Annotated in this window: 20 protein-coding genes and 1 other annotated feature (1 of these 21 running past the window's edge); of the genes, 3 read left to right on the plus strand and 17 right to left on the minus strand. The window is 44.4% G+C overall.

Annotation, left to right across the window (positions count from 1 at the left end):
• Positions 1-49 (minus strand) — a binding site (T-box leader); it reaches 170 nt to the left of the window's first position.
• A 46-nt stretch (positions 50-95) separates the two neighbouring features.
• The 8 genes from CHH58_RS18325 to CHH58_RS05895 form a co-directional block, all read right to left on the minus strand.
• Complete coding sequence (locus CHH58_RS18325; RefSeq protein ID WP_170937534.1) at positions 96-266, minus strand: hypothetical protein; 171 nt, start codon at positions 264-266, stop codon at positions 96-98.
• A gap of 81 nt (positions 267-347) precedes the next feature.
• Positions 348-809, minus strand: a complete 462-nt coding sequence (gene dtd / locus CHH58_RS05865; RefSeq protein ID WP_095262157.1) for a D-aminoacyl-tRNA deacylase — start codon at positions 807-809, stop codon at positions 348-350.
• A gap of 18 nt (positions 810-827) precedes the next feature.
• Positions 828-3,044 carry a RelA/SpoT family protein gene (locus CHH58_RS05870; RefSeq protein WP_095226833.1) on the minus strand — a complete coding sequence of 739 codons (2,217 nt, stop codon included), beginning with the start codon at positions 3,042-3,044 and terminating at the stop codon, positions 828-830.
• A 166-nt stretch (positions 3,045-3,210) separates the two neighbouring features.
• Positions 3,211-3,726: an adenine phosphoribosyltransferase gene (locus tag CHH58_RS05875; RefSeq protein WP_038561596.1), complete on the minus strand. Its 516-nt coding sequence runs from the start codon at positions 3,724-3,726 to the stop codon at positions 3,211-3,213.
• Positions 3,716-6,061: a single-stranded-DNA-specific exonuclease RecJ gene (recJ, locus tag CHH58_RS05880; protein ID WP_095260724.1), complete on the minus strand. Its 2,346-nt coding sequence runs from the start codon at positions 6,059-6,061 to the stop codon at positions 3,716-3,718. The genes CHH58_RS05875 and recJ overlap by 11 nt, the downstream gene beginning before the upstream one ends.
• Before the next feature lie 57 nt (positions 6,062-6,118).
• Positions 6,119-6,502 (minus strand): LapA family protein, encoded by a 384-nt coding sequence (locus CHH58_RS05885; RefSeq protein ID WP_095232883.1) that lies wholly within the window; start codon positions 6,500-6,502, stop codon positions 6,119-6,121.
• Between the two features lie 86 nt (positions 6,503-6,588).
• Positions 6,589-8,847, minus strand: a complete 2,259-nt coding sequence (gene secDF / locus CHH58_RS05890) for a protein translocase subunit SecDF (protein ID WP_095226831.1) — start codon at positions 8,845-8,847, stop codon at positions 6,589-6,591.
• A 154-nt stretch (positions 8,848-9,001) separates the two neighbouring features.
• Positions 9,002-9,298, minus strand: a complete 297-nt coding sequence (locus CHH58_RS05895) for a post-transcriptional regulator (RefSeq protein WP_249275040.1) — start codon at positions 9,296-9,298, stop codon at positions 9,002-9,004.
• 119 nt (positions 9,299-9,417) lie between these two features.
• Here CHH58_RS05895 and spoVB point away from each other — a divergent pair, with 119 nt between their 5' ends.
• On the plus strand, positions 9,418-10,965 hold the full coding sequence (spoVB, locus tag CHH58_RS05900) for a stage V sporulation protein B (RefSeq protein WP_095262159.1): 1,548 nt from the start codon (positions 9,418-9,420) through the stop codon (positions 10,963-10,965).
• 6 nt (positions 10,966-10,971) lie between these two features.
• On the opposite strand, the gene CHH58_RS05905 is transcribed toward spoVB, so the two are convergent.
• Positions 10,972-11,637, minus strand: a complete 666-nt coding sequence (locus tag CHH58_RS05905) for a DUF421 domain-containing protein (RefSeq protein ID WP_095232886.1) — start codon at positions 11,635-11,637, stop codon at positions 10,972-10,974.
• 106 nt (positions 11,638-11,743) lie between these two features.
• On the opposite strand from CHH58_RS05905, the gene CHH58_RS05910 reads away from it, so the two are divergent.
• The gene (locus CHH58_RS05910; protein WP_038561610.1) at positions 11,744-12,115 is read left to right on the plus strand and encodes a TIGR04086 family membrane protein; all 372 of its coding nucleotides are present in this window, start codon (positions 11,744-11,746) and stop codon (positions 12,113-12,115) included.
• 34 nt (positions 12,116-12,149) lie between these two features.
• On the opposite strand, the gene yajC is transcribed toward CHH58_RS05910, so the two are convergent.
• The 7 genes from yajC to CHH58_RS05945 form a co-directional block, all read right to left on the minus strand.
• On the minus strand, positions 12,150-12,413 hold the full coding sequence (gene yajC / locus CHH58_RS05915; protein WP_095218194.1) for a preprotein translocase subunit YajC: 264 nt from the start codon (positions 12,411-12,413) through the stop codon (positions 12,150-12,152).
• 16 nt (positions 12,414-12,429) lie between these two features.
• Positions 12,430-13,566 carry a tRNA guanosine(34) transglycosylase Tgt gene (gene tgt, locus CHH58_RS05920; protein WP_093879536.1) on the minus strand — a complete coding sequence of 379 codons (1,137 nt, stop codon included), beginning with the start codon at positions 13,564-13,566 and terminating at the stop codon, positions 12,430-12,432.
• Between the two features lie 29 nt (positions 13,567-13,595).
• Positions 13,596-14,624, minus strand: a complete 1,029-nt coding sequence (queA, locus tag CHH58_RS05925) for a tRNA preQ1(34) S-adenosylmethionine ribosyltransferase-isomerase QueA (RefSeq protein WP_095226828.1) — start codon at positions 14,622-14,624, stop codon at positions 13,596-13,598.
• Between the two features lie 22 nt (positions 14,625-14,646).
• Positions 14,647-14,847, minus strand: a complete 201-nt coding sequence (locus CHH58_RS05930) for a DUF2905 domain-containing protein (RefSeq protein WP_095218196.1) — start codon at positions 14,845-14,847, stop codon at positions 14,647-14,649.
• Positions 14,844-15,845 (minus strand): Holliday junction branch migration DNA helicase RuvB, encoded by a 1,002-nt coding sequence (ruvB, locus tag CHH58_RS05935; protein ID WP_095260728.1) that lies wholly within the window; start codon positions 15,843-15,845, stop codon positions 14,844-14,846. Before ruvB ends, CHH58_RS05930 begins: the two co-directional genes overlap by 4 nt.
• A gap of 12 nt (positions 15,846-15,857) precedes the next feature.
• Positions 15,858-16,472: a Holliday junction branch migration protein RuvA gene (gene ruvA / locus CHH58_RS05940; RefSeq protein WP_095260729.1), complete on the minus strand. Its 615-nt coding sequence runs from the start codon at positions 16,470-16,472 to the stop codon at positions 15,858-15,860.
• A gap of 121 nt (positions 16,473-16,593) precedes the next feature.
• Positions 16,594-17,079: a BofC C-terminal domain-containing protein gene (locus CHH58_RS05945; RefSeq protein WP_249275041.1), complete on the minus strand. Its 486-nt coding sequence runs from the start codon at positions 17,077-17,079 to the stop codon at positions 16,594-16,596.
• 164 nt (positions 17,080-17,243) lie between these two features.
• Here CHH58_RS05945 and CHH58_RS05950 point away from each other — a divergent pair, with 164 nt between their 5' ends.
• Complete coding sequence (locus CHH58_RS05950; protein ID WP_095226824.1) at positions 17,244-17,453, plus strand: hypothetical protein; 210 nt, start codon at positions 17,244-17,246, stop codon at positions 17,451-17,453.
• Positions 17,454-17,492: 39 nt separating this feature from the next.
• On the opposite strand, the gene CHH58_RS18330 is transcribed toward CHH58_RS05950, so the two are convergent.
• Positions 17,493-17,729: hypothetical protein (locus tag CHH58_RS18330; protein WP_170937535.1), on the minus strand; the 237-nt coding region annotated here is incomplete at its 5' end.

Genomic DNA, 17,729 nt, shown 5'->3' on the forward strand with positions numbered 1-17,729 from the left:
ATCTCTGTTCACAGTGATTTCGACTTACTCTTTCCCTCATCGGATTTCCGGTTTCTTTAGATTGTAATAATAGTACATGTTTGTAAGAAAGATTGTCAAGATTGTTTTAGCCGTTCTTGTAATTTTTTTCGTTCCATACTGTTTGGCGATCCTATGAAGTCCGGTACAATCGGATCGTCGATAAGTGAAGCCGGTTCACTTCTAAGCCGGATAGCATCCAGCCGAGCTGCGGCGAATACATGCTGCTGTGCATCACTGCCTCGCAAGCTGATCACACCTTTACGGATTTTTTCATCACTAGTATTCTCGATTCATCCGCTTTTTATACAAAAAAAAACAAGAAAGCATCATGCTTCCTTGTTCGGTCGATCCGCGCTGTCTAGGATAATAGTAATTGGTCCCTCATTGATGAGCTGTACGTCCATATGCGCACCGAATTCTCCAGTTTCCACGTGAATGCCTGCTTCGGTAAGCTTTTGATTGAATTTTTCATAAAGCTTAATAGCAATATCCGGCTTAGCAGCGTCAGTGAAGCTGGGCCGGCGTCCTTTCCGAGTATCAGCATACAGTGTGAATTGGGAAATGGACAGAATTTCTCCGCCGATTTGAAGGAGCGACTCATTCATCTTACCGTCATCATCTTCAAAGACGCGGAGGTGAATTAATTTATTCACGATATAATCAAGATCCGCTTCCGTATCTTCATGTGTGATGCCAACAAGCAGCATGAATCCTTTGCCAATTCTTCCGATAACCTCTTCACGTACAGTGACGGAGGCTTCTTTTGAAAGCTGTGCTACTACTTTCATCTCTTGCGCCTCATTTCTCTATTGCAGCATTCTCGTAACGGTATAAATATCTTTTATTTGTTTGATACGCTCTACAATCTTCCGAAGATGGCCAGTATTGTGTATTAAAATGGTCAGATGGATTGTTGCAAGCTTATTCCGATCAGACTTGCCATCGACAGCAGTAATCTGCGTGCGAGTCTCATTGACAGCCTGCAGCACTTCATTCATCAATCCATGTCTGTCAAAAGCAGTGATTTCCAGATCAACATGATATTGCTTGGAAATGGTTGCATTGTTTTCCCAGTCGACTTGAAGCTTACGCGTTTGAGCATCTTCTGTTTGCATATTCGGACAGTCGGAACGATGGACAGAAACTCCTCTTCCCTTCGTTATATAACCGACAATTTCGTCACCTGGTACAGGGTTGCAGCATTTAGAAAGGCGAACGAGCATATTATCGACACCCTCGACACGCACCCCGGAATCCCGCTTGCGGCTTGAGGCAGCGGATTTGGACGCACTTGCCATCTTCGCTGTTTCAATCGTCTTCTCCATCACTTCTTCTTTTTCGTACTGACGACGCAGGCTCTCAGTCAGTCTAGTCGTGATCTGTGCTGCTGTGATACCTTGATAGCCTACAGCTGCATACATATCTTCCTCTGATGTGAAGTTGAACTTCTCGACTACCTTGCGAAGGTTGTCCGGCGTAAATACAAGCTTCAAATCGAAGCCAGACTGTTTCACTTCTTCTTCCACAAGCTCTTTGCCTTTGGCAACATTCTCTTCGCGGCGCTGTTTCTTGAAGAACTGTTTGATCTTATTACGTGCATGAGTTGTCTGTGCAAGTTTAACCCAGTCCTGAGAAGGGCCATAGGAGTGCTTGGAAGTCATCATCTCGACAATATCGCCATTCTTCAGTTTATACTCAAGCGGCTCCATCTTGCCGTTTATCTTCGCACCAACTGTATGATTCCCCACTTCTGTATGGACACGATAAGCGAAATCAATCGGAACAGAACCAGAAGGAAGTTCGATAACATCACCCTTTGGTGTGAACACATAAACCATGTCACTGAAAAGGTCGAGCTTAAGAGATTCCATGAACTCCTCCGCATTTTCGGATTCATTCTGGAAATCAAGTATCTCTCGGAACCATGTCAGCTTCTCTTCAAATGATTTCTTTTGCGTGCTCGTGTTTAGCTGTTTGCCTTCTTTATACGCCCAATGGGCTGCGATACCATATTCGGCGATCTCATGCATCTCTTCCGTTCTAATCTGCACCTCAAGCGGGTCGCCCTTTGGACCGATAACAGTCGTATGCAAGGATTGATACAAGTTAAGTTTAGGCATCGCGATATAATCCTTGAATCTGCCAGGCATCGGCTTCCAGCAAGTATGAATCACACCAAGAACGGCATAACAGTCTTTGATGCTCTTCACAATCACTCGAACCGCAAGCAGGTCATAAATTTCATTGAACTGCTTATGCTGATACTCCATCTTCCGGTAAATACTGTACAAGTGCTTTGGACGTCCGAATATGTCAGCATCGATATGAATATCACTAAGCTGGCTGCGTATCTGATCCATTACGTCACCAATGTAGCTTTCCCGTTCATCGCGCTTTTGCTTCATCAAGTGTACGATACGGTAATATTGCTGAGGATTCATGTAGCGAAGAGCCGTATCCTCAAGTTCCCACTTGATCGTGCTGATTCCGAGTCTGTGCGCAAGTGGCGCAAAGATTTCCAGTGTCTCATTGGAAATTCGGCGTTGTTTTTCAGGTGACAGATGCTTCAGTGTACGCATATTATGCAACCGGTCAGCAAGCTTAATTAAAATAACCCGGATATCCTTTGCCATTGCAACGAACATCTTTCGGTGATTTTCAGCCTGCTGTGCCTGTTTAGATTTATATTTAATTTTCCCAAGCTTGGAAACACCGTCGACTAGCATAGCTACTTCGGCATTAAAAGCCGCTTCCAATTCTTCGACCGTAACAGGTGTATCCTCCACTACATCGTGCAGGAAGCCACCTGCGATTGTTTCAGCATCGAGTTCCAGATGAACAAGAATTCCCGCAACTTGAACAGGGTGGATAATATAAGCTTCCCCGGAACGGCGGAATTGTCCTTCATGCGCTTTTTCGGCGAACTCATACGCTTTCCGGATAAAATCTATATGCTCGTCCGACAGATATCGGGCTGCTTCTTGTATGACCTCTTCGGCCGTGAGAACTTTTTCCTTTGGCATCTCTTTAGTTAAACTCCTTCTCATCGTCTGCATAAGCGACGAGGGTTCTAAACTGTCACATGTTATTTTTATAAGCTTAACAAATATCCATTCTATTCGACAAGTGTCTCTTTCTTAAAATGAAACAAAGAGTGCCCCATAAGAGGCACTCTAGTTATGTTTAACATTATTCGTAGCTAGTCAGTGTAAGCACTTCATATCCGTCTAGCTTGTCTCTGCCGTCAAGATAAGACAGTTCAACGAAGAACGCACATCCGACAACAATACCACCTAGCTGTTCAACAAGATTGATTGTCGCTTCGATTGTACCACCAGTTGCGAGCAAATCATCCGTAATAAGGACGCGCTGTCCTGGTTTGATTGCATCTTTATGGATTGTCAAAACATTCTCGCCGTATTCAAGTCCATAAGCGACTTTGATAACTTCACGAGGAAGCTTGCCTTCCTTACGGACAGGGGCAAAGCCGATATCCAGCGCATAAGATACTGGGCATCCAACGATGAAGCCGCGGGCTTCAGGACCGACAATCAAGTCCACATTTTTATCTTTAGCGAATTCCACGATTTCATTTACCGCTGATTTATATGCCGGACCATTATCCATCAATGTGGTGATATCTTTGAATCTGATACCTGGTTTCGGCCAGTCCTCTACGACTGTAATATATTTTTTATAATCCATTTACTGCTTCCTCCTCGATAACTTCCCCGCGTTCAAGTACGCGTTCCAGCCACGCTCTCAATTCCTTATAGCCGGAATAATATAAGATCTTCTCGACTTCTATCGCTTCCTTCAATCCCTGGTAGACTTCGGAGTCAGCCAGATCACGTTTGGAAGGATTTTGGTTGATTGAAATTTGATCCTTATCTAGTTTAACAAATTCCAGCTCAAAAAACACGTCGGAAATAAACTTGGTCCTCTCAAGACTCCAGCCCCGGCTGTTTTTCAGATAATCTTCGAGCTGGCGATAATCAATCGTCTTTTGCTTCAGCACAATCGCATAGAATATTTTAAATTGGTCACGATCTGGGAAACCTTGCAGATAGGCGTTCTCCTTGACGTCATAGCAGGCATAAATTAAATCTGGCTGTATATGCTGCAATACATACGTGATATCGGTCATACGGCGGGGCAGATCGGCGAGTATGACCGCCTTGATATTGCTGGCCGCATTTGCAAGACCTTCTGTCTCAAAATCAAGAATGCGAATTTGATCAGACAGCCAGCTTAAATCTGTATTCGGCCGGAATCGTACGACAGCTGTCTCTTCTTCGTCTTTGATTTGAACAACTTTCTGCAGCTGTTTGCTGCCTCTATGATCAAATAGCTGCCAAGAGCGAATTGCGACATCTTCAATCAAAATCTGCGGTTTTTGTCTGCCATTCCATTCATTGATAGACAACTCTCCAACAACTTCCAAGTCATCTGCCGGTGTGAGGAATGGATAAAGTTCTCCCTGACCAAAGCATACACCGTCTAACTGTACGCTATCTTCTGCAAATACGAACTTAAGATGGTTCTTATTCGCTCCGATGAGCTTCACTTCCCGCATTGGTGAAGTAAGCTTAACGAGCGGTTTGGGATTTTGCATTCCAAAAGGCGAGAGCTGAGCCATGTCTCGGATCAAATCGATCGATACATCACCGACGGTAACCGACAAGTCGATAGCAAGAGTTTGTTTGAAATCCTCAGCTGAAAGCGATTCAGCTGCCATTTGATTCAATGCTTTTCTCAATCTATCCAATTGTTCCAGTTCCAATGTCATACCGGCCGCTTGGGCATGTCCGCCGAAAGCGATGAAGTGATCACGAACCTGCATACAATGATGGAATAAATCAAAAGCATCAATGCTGCGCGCTGAACCTTTTGCCGTGCCTTTTTCCGGATGAATTGCCAGCACAATCGCCGGGCGATCGAAGGTTCGCACCAATTTAGAGGCCACAATTCCAAGTACCCCTTCGTTCCAGCCTTCCTTGGCAACGATGATGACATGACTACTATCTTCCGCAGACTGTTCTCTTACCATTGCTTCTGCTTCTTTAGCTATTTTAGCTACGATATTCTGCCGTTCTGTATTGAGTGATTGTATTTCCTCTGCCATTTCTGCAGCTTCCTCATACGAAGCTGCAAGCAGCAGTTCGACAGCGAGGTCAGCATCCTGTAATCGTCCGACAGCGTTGATACGCGGACCGATTTTGAAGCCAATATCCTCTTCTGTTACGATTCCATCTAGTCCGCAGCTGTCTCTCAGCGCGCGGATTCCAGGCCTTGTCGACGATGCAATTGCCTTTAATCCTTCAGCAGCAAGTACCCTGTTCTCATCAACAAGCGGTACCAAATCAGCAATCGTTCCAATCACAACCAGATCAAGCAGCTGTTTTGGGAAATAACCAAGTAAATAATGAGCTAGTTTGAAAGCTACTCCTACTCCAGCAAGCTCATGGAAAGGATAATTTGGCGAACATTTCGGATGTACAACTGCGACAGCTTCTGGGACTGCTTCCTGTACCTCATGGTGATCAGTGATGATAAGATCAATTCCGATTTGTTTCGCTACTTCCGCTTCGTGGTTTGCAGCAATACCAGTATCTACTGTTACAATCAATTGATAGCCGTTGTCCTTTGCAGCTCGGAAAGCTGCCTCATTTGGTCCGTATCCTTCCGTAAACCGATTCGGAATATAATAATCACAGTCCGCTCCAAGCTCCCGTAATGCTTCTAATAAAACAACAGTGGATGAAACTCCATCTGCATCATAATCTCCGAAAACCAGAATTTTTTCACCCTGCTCCACTGCAGCATGGATCCGTTGCGCTGCAACATCTATATCAGAAATAAGTTCCGGGCTGTGTAGGTCCTCAAGAGACGGATGAAGGAACCGTTTTGCAGCCTCTTCTGACGTGATTCCGCGCTGTATGAGCAACTGCTCCACAAGCGGAGAAACACCTAATCCCATCGGCTCTTGAGCTGAATGGCGGCTGCTATTATCCTTCCATCTCATTCTACTTTCCAACATAAAAAAAGACCCCCTAACCAAGCTATTATACTAGAGCCTGGTCAAGGGAGCAATCCGTTATTGTTTGTATTCATCTCTTATTCGTTCGGATGTAGGGTACGTATTCGTTGTCGGATCGGATATATTTGTCGTTGGCCTCTCCAGTTCTTCATGTCCCTGTTCCGCACGTTTTTCTTGTAGTTCAGTAATTTCAGCTGCTTTTTTATCGTTATCCTTACGTAAAGCGCGTACTTCCCTATTTAACTTGAACATACGCAACCCTCCTACAGATGCTGTAATCAAGACGCCCATCAAAACGGAGAACAGAATGATCAGGATTAGCGGGGCGGAACCTTTTCCGAATAAATAGTCCACCTGTACGCTGTCTACGTTAATAACTGCGAATACTGCAATAAGTACTGCAAAGATGACTGCTAGAATGATATACCATTGTGCCTTCATTTGCTGGCTCCTTTCTAATGCGGCTACTCTATACATTCCCCAATCTAAAAAAAATAACCCCCGTAATTATTACGGAGGTTCTCCAATCAGACTTGCGGTCCTTCCACTTTCTTTTTCTCTTCATGGATGATTGGATTTTTTTCAATATTTCTGCCGCGCCAAACGAGCCACAGCTGAGAAGCAATGAATAGGGATGAATATGTCCCTGCTGCCAAACCAATCACAAGCGCGATTGAGAAGTTAGCAATCGATGAAGCACCGAAGATCCAGAGAATAATCGCTGCTACTATTACTGTTAGTACTGTGTTTACACTTCGTACAAGTGTCTGCAGCAAGCTGTCATTCACGATCTTGGCCAGCTCATCGAAGGTTTTGACTTTCCGTTTGATTCGAATATTCTCTTTGATCCGGTCAAAGGTGACTATCGTATCGTTGATCGAATAACCGATTATCGTCAGGATTGCGGCAATGATCGTAATGTCGAATTCCAGCCTGGTGATACTAAATACCGCTAGAATGAAGAAAGCGTCATGCAGTAAGGCTAGGATGGCTGTCATTGCAAATTTGAATTCAAATCGGATCGTCGCGTACAGTATGATTCCAATTGAAGCAAAGATTACAGCATACAATCCATTTTTCGCTAGTTCTTTTCCGATTATAGGTGAAACGGTACTGATGCTCGGCGCATCTCCATATTCATCCTGGATACTGCTCTTCAGTTCATTTTCCTGATTCTTTGTAAGCGTGTCTTCAAGTCGGACGGAGGCATGTTTGCCATCAGCAGAAAGCTGTGTTTCCTTAGACTCGAAACCAAGGTCTTCGATCTTCTGCTCCACTTGTTCTGTCTTAAGAGCTTGATTCGAATCAAATTCAACACGTGATCCGCTCGTAAAGTCGATACCAAGGTTCAGTTTGAATACACTCAAGCAGATGATCCCGGCAATTGTAAGCGCGATAGAGAAAGCGAAATACGCTTTTCTGTGTTTGACTAGGTTCAACTTCAAACCATAGAAAGTAACTTCACGTTCTTCTTTGTCATTCAATTTACGGATATTTTTCTTCGATACCCCGAACCAGCCAGGCTTCTTATCGAACGCTCGGCTTTTCACCATCAAACCAAGCAAAGCACGTGATCCATATACAGCTGTGATGAAGCTCAATAGAATACTGATGATTAGCGTCGTTGCGAAACCTTTAATGGAGCTCGTACCGAAGATGAACAGGACAATCCCTGCAATCATCGTAGTCAAGTTGGCATCGGTAATTGTTGCCAAAGAGTTTTTATTACCCGCTTTATAAGCAGCTTTGAGCGACTTGCCGGTTTTCAGTTCATCTTTTATTCGTTCATATGTGATGATGTTGGCGTCAACTGCCATCCCCACACCCAGGATTAGTGCTGCAATGCCTGGAAGTGTCAGAACAACACCAAGCAAATCGAATACAAGTATGTTCAAATAAGCAAAAACTGCTAATGTGATCGCTGCAATCAAACCTGGAAGTCTGTAATAAACGATCATGAACAGCAAGATAAGCGCGAAGGCGATATATCCAGCAAGCATTGTCTGATCCAGTGCTTCCTGACCGAATTGAGCTCCAACAGAGTTTGAATACACTTCATCCATTTTCACTGGAAGGGAACCAGCATTCAGGAGATCTGCAAGCTCTTGTGCACTTTCTACTGTGAAGTTACCTTCAATCTGAACTGATTTACTATTGATAGTCTGGGAAACCGCAGGAGCAGAAATAAACTTCTGTTCATCCTCAGGCTTTTGTGACTCCTCTTCATAGGAGTTCCCATCTTCATAATCCAGCCAGATTACTAACCGATTTTCTGGGTATGCTCGCTGGGAGAGTTCACTCGTCACTTCACCGAATTTTGAAGCATCCTTCATTTCCACGGTAACGAGCGGCTGATTTGTTTGCGGATCAAATGCTTGCTTCGCACTGCCTGCCTCAATATCCGTACCATTCAAATACTCTTTATCTACGGTGTCACGGAATGATAGATTAGCAGTAGTCGACAGCATTTCGCGTGCCTGTTCCTGATCCTTCACACCAGCAAGCTGGACACGAATTCGGTTCGGCTGCTCGATATCTATACTTGTCTCACTAACACCCAGAGAATCGACACGCTCCGTTAATGCCTGTGCTGTGGCATTCAACGTTGCCGTATTCACCTCGTCCCCTTCCTCCAGCGGACTTACTTCATAAAGTACTTCGAAACCGCCTTGCAGATCGAGTCCTAAATTTAAATCATTTGCAATTCCTTTAATCGTCGTTCCCATCGCTCCTAATAGCAATAGGACGATCAAGAAGAAGGCAACGATTCTGCCTCTTTTCACCATGATGCAACTGCCTCCCATTTTCCGTTCAAACGGAAACCTAATATGCTGCAGACTATGTCTGCAATAAGTTTACATGTATGTACATGCTGTGCTCGTCCGTCAAATACTCACATAGTATAGAAAACATGAACAAGCACTGTCAACATTACCCTGATCAGGATTGACCATTGATGGCGGCGATGGAAGCCATCAGATCCTCATCTTCCTCATACACTGACATTGTCAAGTAGCCCATATAAACCGATACATTCAGCGACATAATATCAGCTACTACTTCATATAATCGTTTTTGTTTGCCTTTCTCTTTTTTCCATACCTTTTTCTCCATACAGCTCCAAATATCTGCAGCAGAAGCTTTATTATATCCAAGCAGGTGAAATTCTTCCTTCTTGCTGATCACTGCAGGCATCACTTCCGACTTCCATTCATTTACTGTCTTTGTTTCGTACACGTTTTTACCTCCTAAAACAACTTGCCTTGTTCTGTTCAGGCTAGTCATGCTTGGCCATATCTCATGCATACATATAATTGTAGCCGAAAAACTAATATTTGAGAAGGCAGGTTGTCGATGTGACGAAGCAGACTTTCCTAAAAGGGGCACTCATTCTGATTGCTGCCAGCTTGATCACCCGCTTCCTAGGATTCGTGAACCGAATTGTCGTTGCACGTGTCATGGGGGAAGAAGGGATTGGTCTATACATGATGGCCATGCCGACATTATTCCTGGCGACTGCCATCACCCAGTTCGGTCTGCCCACTGCTATTTCCAAACGGGTAGCAGAAGCAGATGTGCGTGGAGACAACGACCAAATCAAAAAAATCGTTGTTGTTTCTCTAACGGTAACACTGAGCATCAGCATCGTTTTTGTCGGAGTTCTTTATCTCGCAGCTCCGTTTCTTGCGGACAAGCTCCTGAAAGATGCACGTGTCATCTATCCATTGCTGGCAATCGGACCAGTCATACCGATTTTGGCAGTTGCAGCAGTACTTCGGGGGTATTTCCAAGGGAAACAGAATATGAAACCGCAGAGCTTTTCCCAAGTGATCGAACAGATCGTCCGGATTAGCTGTACGGTCTTCCTCGTAAAATTCTTTCTGCCTTACGGAGTAGAATTCGCTGCTTTAGGGGCGATGATTTCGGTTTTAATCGGAGAATTCATTTCTTTGCTTTATATGTTCTATCAATTTAAACGAAAAAAGACCGTAAAAATACGATCTCAATTCGTTGCAGCCTTAAAGGGAGGCAAACAGACATTAGAGCGCCTGTTCTCGATTGCCTTACCCGCCACCGGCAGCAGGCTGGTTGCTAGCGGCACCCATTTCCTTGAGCCAATACTTACTGCTCAAAGTCTTGCTCTAGCCGGGGTCGGAACGGCAATGGCAACAAGGCAGTACGGTGAACTTACAGGCTATGCACTGCCTCTTTTGTTCCTGCCGACTTTCATTACGAATTCTCTCGCAACAGCTTTACTGCCGTCTATCAGCGAGGCAAATGAACAGAATCGACATCAATTTGTCCATTATCGGATTCACCAAGCAATCCGGCTAAGCTTTGCATCTGGTGCAATAGCAACGGTAATTCTGACAGTATTTGCAGGTCCGATTCTTTATTATATGTACGGAAGCGAGAGCGCGGAGCGATTTATACTGCTGATGGCACCTTTTTACCTTATGATGTATATCCAAATGCCGCTCAGTACCGCACTGCAAGCGCTCGACGCAGCCAAATCTGCGATGTGGAATACGATCATCGGTGCAGGCGTAAAAATAATTTTGCTCGTTTCACTGGCATCCAATGCGAAGTTTGGAATTATTGGAGTAGCCATCAGTATGATTGTCACAGTAGTTTTGATCACTTTATTGCATTTGATCTCTCTAGCACGTGTTGCTGGTTTCAGACTATCGTGGAAGGAACTCGGTCAAATGCTTGGTTTGCTGGGATTAACAGCATTTTCTGCACATCTGTTGAGGGGTATATTTGCCAGTTCTCTATATAACCTTCCAACATTTCTATTATTGCTTTTAATTCTAACTGTCCTCTATCTATTATTCATGCTCAGTTTCGGGTTTATAACGAGAGCGGAAGTGGAGCAGTTTCTGTCCAGAAAGAAACGTTAATCATTATCAGCGTTCATCTTTTCGGTCAATATACCAGTTATGGTCTTGGTCGAGCGTGCAATACGAGATACGCGCAATATCAGGATGGCCATGGCGCTTCATCTCACCGCGAAGCCAAGAATCAGATTTATCGATGTTATCTAACGCCTTTTGCTGAATCTCTCCGTCGATAATCAATGGCTGGACAAAGCCGCTGCTGCCATTATCTGTATCCTGCTTTTCAAATACGGACAATTCACCGGATGTCTCTAAAATCGCAAAATCGACATCCTGTACACTTTTCGTCCCCTTTTCTCTCAGCTGCTGCTGAAGATCAGAAAAGCTGTAACGCTGCTTGCGCATTTCATGCTCATCTATCTTACCGCGCGAAATAATGACTGATGGTTTTCCTTCCATAAAATCACGCATTTTGGGAAACTTTAAGGAAATTAATGCTGTACCTCTCTGTATTATCAGAAGTATAACCATCGGCACGATAAAGTGAAGCAAATGACTGCTAGGGTCCTCGATGGAAAACACAGCTATTTCAGCTAACATCAAATAAACAACTAAATCGATGATGCTCAGTTCACCAATCTCACGTTTTCCCATAAGGCGGAAAATAATGACGATGACAATATAAGAAAGAAACGTTCTTCCTATGATTGACCATTCCAATGCATCCAACAACATGCCCGCCTCCTTTTTGTTTATTTTGTGTAAGAGCATTGGTTCTATTCGTTCTTAATTTGGATGGACGAGCATACAGTAGCCATATAGACTTGCTGGAGGGATCTTTGTGAAAAGAAATGTACAAGCTATATTGTATGGTTGGATTACCGTATTTGCACTGCTGCTATTTATCAGCTTCACACTAGCATTATTGCTTCGCTTTACTGAGATGGGGAAAGGGATGCTGGACTGGACAACCCTCGGAGCTGGAGTCCTCAGTTTATTCATCGGTGGTTTCATTGCTGGAGTGAAAGGCGAAGATAAAGGTTGGATGCTCGGCGGTATGACCGCAATCGGATTTTCCCTTTTCATTCTTCTCTATCAGTATCTCGGTTATCAGGTAGGATTTTCGGGAACACAACTGCTCACGCATGGCGGTTTTCTAGCAGCAGCTCTAGTCGGAGGTATGATTGGCGTCAACATCAAAACGAGCACATAAAAAAGACAGGAGAGAAATCTCCTGTCTTTTATCTTTACGCTTCTAAAGGTTTAACGTCACGGATCGCGTTACGATCGAACGTCAATTTACTGCCGTCATCCGTAGTCAGGACTACAGATGCCTCGTCTATAGCATGCACCTTCCCATGTAAACCACCGATGGTAACGATGCTGTCTCCTTTTTTCAAGTTAGACTGCATTTGTCTAACCTGTTTCTGACGCTTCTGCTGCGGACGAATCAACAGGAAGTAGAAGATAACAAACATTAATACGATCAGTATTAAACTTTGAATATTCATTCACTGCTCCCCCTTTCTAGAAATTCTTCGCATTTGGCTTGTTGAAACCATAGCTTTCGAAGAATTCATCTCGAAAATCGCCAAGTCGATCCTCTTTGATCGCTTCTCTGACTTTCCTCATCAATTCTATCAGAAAATGCAAGTTATGGTAAGTAGTAAGCCTAAATCCGAAAGTTTCGTTACATTTGATAAGATGGCGAATGTAAGCGCGTGAATAATTCTTACAAACTTTACAATCACAATTCTCATCAATCGGACCGAAATCACGGGCATATTGCGCATTACGGACAACAAGACGGCCCTTGGATGTCATACATGTTCCATTACGTGCAATCCGAGTCGGAAGCACACAATCAAACATATCGATACCACGGATAGCACCGTCAATCAAGGAATCTGGTGAGCCAACACCCATCAAGTAACGTGGTTTATCCTGCGGAAGCCATGGAGTGGTGAATTCCAGCACACGGTTCATGACATCCTTCGGTTCGCCTACAGACAGACCACCAACAGCATAGCCAGGGAAGTCCATACTAACAAGATCCTGTGCACTCTGTTTACGAAGGTCTTCAAACTCACCGCCCTGTACAATTCCAAATAGTCCTTGTACATCCGGACGAGCATGAGCTGTTAAGCAGCGCTCCGCCCAACGGCTTGTCCGCTCTACCGATGCCTTCATATAATCATATGTCGCCGGATAAGGTGGACATTCATCAAATGCCATCATAATGTCACTGCCAAGCGCGTTCTGGATATCCATCGCTTTCTCTGGGGAAAGGAATAACTTTTCCCCACTGATATGATTACGGAAATGCACGCCTTCTTCCTGAATATCACGAAGATCACTCAGACTGAAAACCTGGAAGCCGCCTGAATCTGTCAGAATAGCGCCATCCCAGTTCATGAATTTATGCAAGCCGCCTGCTTCGCGGATAATCTCATGTCCTGGACGGAGCCAAAGGTGATAGGTGTTTGATAGAATAATATTCGCGTTAAGTTCGGTTAATTCCTCCGGACTCATCGTCTTTACCGTTGCCAGTGTTCCTACCGGCATGAATGTCGGCGTTTCAAAGCTCCCATGAGGTGTATGTACGATACCGAGCCTAGCGCCTGTCTGCTTATCTTGTTTAATGAATTCATAACGAATTGCCATATTATAGTAGTTCCCTTTCTATTATCAATCTATACGAGCAGCATTGCATCGCCGAAGCTGAAGAAACGATAGCGTTCTTCTACAGCTGTCCGGTACGCATCAAGGATAAAGTCACGTCCTGCAAATGCACTGACTAGCATAATCAATGTGGATTTCGGCAAATGGAAATTAGTGATCAAGCCGTCTATAGCTCGATAGGTGAAGCCTGGATATATGAAAATATCCGTCCAACCGCTTGCTGCCACAAATTTTCCATCATGGTCACGTGTGATTGTTTCCAACGTACGTGTGGATGTCGTTCCAACTGAGATGATCCGTCCGCCGTTTTCACGGATCCGAGTCAGCTGATCTGCTGTATCCTGTGACATCTGATAGAATTCAGCATGCATTTCATGTTCCTCAATTGAATCCACACTAACAGGACGGAATGTTCCCAATCCAACATGAAGTGTGATGAACGCAATTTCCACACCTTTTTCCTGGAGACTAGCAAGCAGCTCCTTTGTAAAGTGCAGTCCTGCTGTCGGTGCTGCTGCCGATCCTTGTTCTTTAGCATAAACAGTCTGATAACGCTCCTGATCAGGCAGCTGCTCCTTAATATAAGGCGGCAAAGGCATTTCACCTAGCTGATCGAGCACTTCATAGAAAATGCCGTTATAACGGAACTCTACAATCCGACCGCCATGCTCAAGCAATTCCTTACATACAGCAGTTAGTTTTCCGTCTCCAAAGCTAAGCTCTGTACCGACTTTGACTTTCTTGGCCGGTTTAACTAATACTTCCCAGCTGTCACCATCCACTTGCTTCAGTAAGAGAATCTCTACTTTTGCCTGTGTGTCCTTCTTAATACCATATAATCGTGCCGGTAGCACACGTGTATCATTCAGGACAAGACAATCACCGGACTTAAAATAGTCACCGATATCAGCGAAATGACGGTGTTCCATTGTCTTCTCTTCTTTATTTAACACAAGCAGCCTTGATGCAGTCCGATCTTGAAGCGGCGTCTGGGCAATTAGTTCTTCTGGTAAATGAAAATCGTAATCCTGTATATCCATACCTGTTAACTCCTAGTCTGTATCAGCGAAATTTGTTGAAGAGGAACAAGATGAGCGACAGTACAATACTCACTACAATCGATGTTACGATCGGAAAGTAGACTGTCGTGTTCCCTTTCTTAAAAACGATATCTCCTGGCAGTCTGCCAATAAACGACATAATAATGCCGATTATAATACACACAACGCCTATAAGAATAAAGATTTTTCCAATGCCGGTCAAGCCTCTGGCACCTCCCGGTTGAAATGGGCATAGGCAAGATGTGTTACAACCCGACCGCGCGGTGTTCGTTGTATGAAACCAATCTGCAGCAAATACGGTTCATATACATCCTCAATCGTCTGGGATTCTTCTCCGATTGTCGCACTGATTGTATCAAGTCCGACCGGGCCTCCTCGGAATTGATCCATGATAGTCGTCAGCAGCTTATGATCGATATGATCAAGGCCTTTTTCATCTACTTGCAGTTGATTAAGTGCTGCATGAGTTGTCTCCTGCGTAATGTAGTCTTCCCCTCTAACCTGGGATATATCGCGTACCCGTTTGAGGAGCCGATTGGCAATCCGGGGTGTTCCCCTCGAACGCAATGCTACTTCGTTGGCAGCAGAAGGTTCAATCTCGACATCGAAAATGACTGCTGTCCGCTCGACGATGCTGGCCAAATCTTCTGTATTATAGAATTCAAGGCGGCTCAGCACACCAAAACGGTCTCTTAGAGGTGCAGATAGCAATCCAGCTCTCGTTGTCGCGCCAACCAATGTGAATGGCGGCAAATCAAGACGGACGCTGCGCGCGCTAGGACCGGTTCCAATGACAATGTCCAGAAAGAAATCTTCCATAGCTGGATACAGTATTTCTTCAACAGCTCTTGGCAATCGATGAATTTCATCGATGAACAACACATCGCCTGCTTCCAGAGAGCTTAAAATCGCTGCCAAATCCCCTGCTTTTTCAATTGCAGGTCCGCTCGTTGCCCGGAATGATACACCCATTTCATTAGCGATGATCGATGCCATCGTTGTTTTTCCTAGTCCTGGCGGTCCGTAAAGCAAAACATGGTCAAGCGGCTCATCACGCATCTTTGCTGCCTCTATGAAGATAGCCAGATTTTCCTTTGCTTTATGCTGGCCGATGTACTGCTTTAAGGTGGACGGGCGCAGACTGAGCTCGATCACTTCGTCTTCCTGTTTCAATTCGTTCGTAATCATGCGATCTTCCATCTTCGCACTCCTTTATTTCTTTTGACTTAACAAAGCCAAGCCTTTCTTGATCAGGTGATCAGCACTGTCGCTGTCTTCTTTTTTCAGCTGCGGCAATATAGCTTTGATCTCCCGCTCCTGATATCCTAGAGCCCGCATTGCGTCTTCTGCATCTGCTAATGCAAGACGTTTCTTAGATGTGTTGCTTTCTGTTCCTGCGGAGGCTTCGATTGCAGTAAGCGATACCATATAAACGAGCTTACCTTTCAAATCGAGTACCATTTGACGCGCCGTCTTCTTTCCAACGCCCTGGAAGCTTGTCAGGAACTTATCATCTTCCCGCTCAATTGCTGCGACAAATTCCTCGACATTGACACCTGCTAGAATCTGTAAGGCATTTTTCGGCCCGATACCTGATACCCCTAACAGTTTTTGGAACAAGAACTTGTCCTCTGTATTTTTAAACCCGAACAAAGTCTGGGCATCTTCCCTAACATAATGATATGTATGGACAAGCGCCTCCTTGCCTTCTTCCATTTGGAATTGGAAAGGATTCGGGCAAATGATTTCATAACCTAAACCGTGTGCCTCTACAAGCACTGCTTCTTCTGTAATTCCGGTAATCTTACCTTTAACATACGCTATCATGCTATTTCTCTCCTACCTGAATCAATAACTTCCTTCTATTTTACCACACAAGCGTATGTTCGTATAAGGTAAAAGGCGAAAAACAGGAAAAGGATCTCCCTCTCCTGAGGAACGATCCTTTTTAGCTTGGCAGCGGTGCTACATCGTTTTTCGAGCGAAGTGCTTTCAGGACATCTTCATAAACTTCTCTTGATTGGATCTTGATCCCTTCTTCGAGCTCTTCCGCTTGATGACTTTCCAACTTGCCTTTATTTATCTGATAGAACGACTGGATTGCCTGCTGGTCTATTGGTCGGCCTTCGAAAATGGTCAGCTTTCCTTTGTAAATACCGAAATAGCCATTCTTCTTTAACGAGGGTGAAATATCCATCACTTCCTGTTTGAATACAACCAAACCTTCTTTCTGGGAAACAAGCTGCCAATCATGATAGGTTGACCAGAAATCTTCCATTGCATAGATTTTCTCTTGATGGGTTACTTCTGTCTGCTTGCCATCAATATATTGACGCTGCAGTACGACCTTCACTTCTACTGGATCCGCAGCTTGCGCTGTTATACTTGGAACTACTAAAAGGAAAAGCAAACAAAAGACTAAGAAACGCCTCATGATCTTCCACCCCTATTCCGTTGCTTTTGCCTTCATTTTTTCCTGTTAGCGCTTCTTTATCCGGTTTTTTTGAAAAAATATTGATTTGACCGACACTTTTTAGGTTTTCTTTTCGATTATATGTGGTAAAGGATTAGAAAGTTGAAAACAAAGGCGGGATAAAAGTGAGAAACACTACGCAGCAAAAGTACCTCCACTACGTGGAAGCGAAAAGCGAAGCAAACATGGCGAACGTTTTCTCAGAAGAAAGAGCGACCTTGATACTTAGAAATCACATTCAGCACGCTGGTTTGTCCAAAGCAGAAGTACTTGCTATGGAAGATAAGTATCGCCAGGATATGCACCGCATTTTTGAGGAACATGGTATATTATAAATGAAAGCCCCTTCAACGGAAAAAGGGGCTTTTTTTGTTTCACTTATTTTCTTGTTCATCTCCCGGCAGATCTTGGGCAGGTGAAGGTTCATAGAAATCGGCGAGCGGCTGTTGCACGCCGTAAGGATCTCTAAATTCCGGGTGTGCTTGCGTAAATTCTGGTGCCGCTGGAAAAGGAATGTCCGGACCGCAACAAGAGCGCATCGTCATTGGCGGGTAGGAATAAGGCGCTGCTTGATTTTGAGGGTTAAAAGGTACTTCCCTTTGCTGGTTTGA

The organism is Terribacillus saccharophilus, assembly GCF_002272745.1.
Classification (GTDB): Bacteria; Bacillota; Bacilli; order Bacillales; family Amphibacillaceae; genus Terribacillus; species Terribacillus saccharophilus_B.

Coding starts and splice junctions, on each gene's coding strand:
- dtd (WP_095262157.1), bottom strand. CDS start 809: ATGAAAGTAGTAGCACAGCTTTCAAAAGAAGCCTCCGTCACTGTACGT.
- CHH58_RS05870 (WP_095226833.1), bottom strand. CDS start 3,044: ATGCCAAAGGAAAAAGTTCTCACGGCCGAAGAGGTCATACAAGAAGCA.
- CHH58_RS05875 (WP_038561596.1), bottom strand. CDS start 3,726: ATGGATTATAAAAAATATATTACAGTCGTAGAGGACTGGCCGAAACCA.
- recJ (WP_095260724.1), bottom strand. CDS start 6,061: ATGTTGGAAAGTAGAATGAGATGGAAGGATAATAGCAGCCGCCATTCA.
- CHH58_RS05885 (WP_095232883.1), bottom strand. CDS start 6,502: ATGAAGGCACAATGGTATATCATTCTAGCAGTCATCTTTGCAGTACTT.
- secDF (WP_095226831.1), bottom strand. CDS start 8,847: ATGGTGAAAAGAGGCAGAATCGTTGCCTTCTTCTTGATCGTCCTATTG.
- CHH58_RS05905 (WP_095232886.1), bottom strand. CDS start 11,637: ATGTTGTTGGATGCATTGGAATGGTCAATCATAGGAAGAACGTTTCTT.
- yajC (WP_095218194.1), bottom strand. CDS start 12,413: ATGAATATTCAAAGTTTAATACTGATCGTATTAATGTTTGTTATCTTC.
- tgt (WP_093879536.1), bottom strand. CDS start 13,566: ATGGCAATTCGTTATGAATTCATTAAACAAGATAAGCAGACAGGCGCT.
- queA (WP_095226828.1), bottom strand. CDS start 14,624: ATGGATATACAGGATTACGATTTTCATTTACCAGAAGAACTAATTGCC.
- ruvB (WP_095260728.1), bottom strand. CDS start 15,845: ATGGAAGATCGCATGATTACGAACGAATTGAAACAGGAAGACGAAGTG.
- ruvA (WP_095260729.1), bottom strand. CDS start 16,472: ATGATAGCGTATGTTAAAGGTAAGATTACCGGAATTACAGAAGAAGCA.
- CHH58_RS05945 (WP_249275041.1), bottom strand. CDS start 17,079: ATGAGGCGTTTCTTAGTCTTTTGTTTGCTTTTCCTTTTAGTAGTTCCA.